Annotated in this window: 1 tRNA gene and 2 rRNA genes; all 3 read left to right on the top strand. The window is 51.3% G+C overall.

The annotated features are described in order from the left end of the window. The first annotated feature begins 52 nt into the window (after positions 1–52). A 16S ribosomal RNA gene (locus tag BMX02_RS11530) occupies positions 53–1,529 on the top strand. Between the two features lie 111 nt (positions 1,530–1,640). Further along, a tRNA-Ala gene (locus BMX02_RS11525) sits at positions 1,641–1,713 on the top strand. A 144-nt stretch (positions 1,714–1,857) separates the two neighbouring features. Further along, positions 1,858–3,111: ribosomal RNA gene (locus tag BMX02_RS11520) — 23S ribosomal RNA — on the top strand; the annotation flags it as partial.

Genomic DNA, 3,111 nt, shown 5'->3' with positions numbered 1-3,111 from the left:
TCTTTTCCGACAATTCTTAGTTAACTTCCAAATTTGTGTGCTTTAACAAATAACTCTGGTTGATCCTGCCAGAGGTTACTGCTATCGGTGTTCGACTAAGCCATGCGAGTTAAATGTTCTTCGTGAACATAGCGAACTGCTCAGTAACACGTGGATAACCTGCCCTTAGGTTTGGCATAACTCCGGGAAACTGGAGATAATTCCGAATAAACCATTCATGCTGGAATGCTTTTTGGTTCAAAGACTTCGGTTGCCTAAGGATGGATCTGCGGTCTATCAGGTAGTAGTGGGTGTAATGTACCTACTAGCCTACGACGGATATGGGTTGTGAGAGCAAGAGCCCAGAGATGGATTCTGAGACATGAATCCAGGCCCTACGGGGCGCAGCAGGCGCGAAAACTTTACAATGCGGGAAACCGCGATAAGGGGACACCGAGTGCCAGCATATTATGTTGGCTGTCCACATGTGTAAACGGCATGTGTTAGCAAGGGCCGGGCAAGACCGGTGCCAGCCGCCGCGGTAACACCGGCGGCCCGAGTGGTAATCACTTTTATTGGGTCTAAAGGGTCCGTAGCCGGTTTGATCAGTTCTTCGGGAAATCTGACAGCTCAACTGTTAGGCTTCCGGGGAATACTGTCAGACTTGGGACCGGGAGAGGTAAGAGGTACTACAGGGGTAGGAGTGAAATCTTGTAATCCCTGTGGGACCACCAGTGGCGAAGGCGTCTTACCAGAACGGGTCCGACGGTGAGGGACGAAAGCTGGGGGCACGAACCGGATTAGATACCCGGGTAGTCCCAGCCGTAAACGATGTTCGCTAGGTGTCAGGGACGGTGCGACCGTTTCTGGTGCCGTAGGGAAGCCGTGAAGCGAACCACCTGGGAAGTACGGCCGCAAGGCTGAAACTTAAAGGAATTGGCGGGGGAGCACTACAACGGGTGGAGCCTGCGGTTTAATTGGACTCAACGCCGGAAAACTCACCGGGGGCGACAGCAAGATGTAGGTCAGGTTAAAGACCTTACCTGAATCGCTGAGAGGAGGTGCATGGCCGTCGTCAGTTCGTACTGTGAAGCATCCTGTTAAGTCAGGCAACGAGCGAGACCCGTGCCCACTGTTGCCAGCATGTCCTTCGGGATGATGGGTACTCTGTGGGGACCGCTGGTGCTAAACCAGAGGAAGGTGCGGGCTACGGTAGGTCAGTATGCCCCGAATCTCCCGGGCTACACGCGGGCTACAATGGCTGGGACAATGGGTTCCTACACCGAAAGGTGATGGCAATCTCCTAAACCCAGCCGTAGTTCGAATCGAGGACTGTAACTCGTCCTCGTGAAGCTGGAATCCGTAGTAATCGCGTTTCAACATAGCGCGGTGAATACGTCCCTGCTCCTTGCACACACCGCCCGTCAAACCACCCGAGTGAGGTATGGGTGAGGGCACGGATTTTGTGCCGTGTTCGAACCTAAATTTCGCAAGGGGGGTTAAGTCGTAACAAGGTAGCCGTAGGGGAATCTGCGGCTGGATCACCTCCTAAGCAAGATCCGCATAAAGCGGATCACCGCTATCAGTCAGAAATCGATAAACTGCCACATTCAGCAAACCACTTCAATGAAACAAGATTTCGCTGGAGGAAATACGAGCGAGGGCTTGTAGATCAGTTGGAAGATCGTCGCCTTTGCAAGGCGAAGGCCCTGGGTTCGAATCCCAGCAAGTCCATTGGATCATTACGATTCACAAATCATCAAGTGCACCAGGCGAGTAATGTCGCCCGGGAAGGATGGATGTGCCTGATACCCCATATCAGGTATGATGAGATCATGTATATATTACATATCAGACGCTCACTGGACAAAGTGAGATGGACTCTGGTAATTATGCCGTCAGGTGGATGGCTCGGCTCAAGCGCTGATGAAGGACGTGCCAAGCTGCGATAAGCTCAGGGTAGACGCATGGAATCTATGAACCTGAGATTTCCTAATGAGACCTCTTAGCACATTTGTGCTGATCAGTCATGATCGGGAACGCCCCGAATTGAAACATCTTAGTAGGGGCAGGAAGAGAAATCGAAGAGATGCCGTTAGTAATGGCGAATGAACCCGGCAAAGTTCAAACTGAATCCCTCCAGTAATGTGAGGGAGATGTGGTGTTATAGGAACTTTCTAAGGTTCCGACCTTTTCTTAGCTGAACTTTTCTGGAACGTTAGACCGTAGAGTGTGAAAGTCACGTAAGCAATGAAAAGAGGAACTGGAAATGTTCCTGAGTACCGTGTGTTGGAAATCACGCGGGAATTTGGGAGGCACCAACTTCCAAAACTAAATACGTCTTGAGACCGATAGCGAAGTAGTAGGGTGACCGAAAACTGAAAAGTACCCCCAAAAGGGAGGTTAAAAGTGCCTGAAACCTGATGGTGATGGAGCGATATGGCATGAAAGGATCTTTGGATCGAAGGAATCAACCGCGAGGTTGTAGTACGAGTTCCAATGCCGATGTCATATCATACGTTTTGAAGAACGGGCCAGGGAGTGTATCTAAGTGGCGATGGCTAACCTTTTATCTGGGAAGCCGAAGCGAAAGCAACAAGCACGCAACCCTTTACGGGGTGAGGTGCGGCGTATACAAGTGCGTGGAGTCACTAAGTTACGACCCGAAGCCGGGTGATCTAGGCGTGGGCAGGTTGAAGCGTGGCGAAAGCTACGTGGAGGACCGCAAGCGGTATTGATCTGCAAATCATTCGTGTGACCTGCGTCTCGGAGTGAAAGGCTAATCTAACCCGGCATCAGCTGGTTCCTTCCAAAACATGTCGCAGCATGACCTAACTGGAGATAGTCGGTGGAGTAGAGCACTGATTGGTGGTCCCGGGGAAGAAATTCCTCAACCGCTTGTCAAACTCCGAACCCACCGTCGTCGTAGAAGGTTGGAGTCCGGGCTACTGGGGTAAGCTTGTAGTCCGTAAGGGAGACAACCCAGCCCGTGGTTAAGGTCCCTAAGTGTCGACTAAGTGTTAATACTAAAGGGCGTCCTAAGCCCTAGACAGCTGGAAGGTTAGCTTAGAAGCAGCTATCCTTTAAAGAGTGCGTAACAGCCCACCAGTCGAGGTTTGGGGCCCCGAAAAT

The sequence above is a fragment of the Methanococcoides vulcani genome (genome assembly GCF_900111645.1).
Lineage (GTDB): Archaea > Halobacteriota > Methanosarcinia > Methanosarcinales > Methanosarcinaceae > Methanococcoides > Methanococcoides vulcani.
This window is presented reverse-complemented; position numbering and strand designations above follow the sequence as displayed.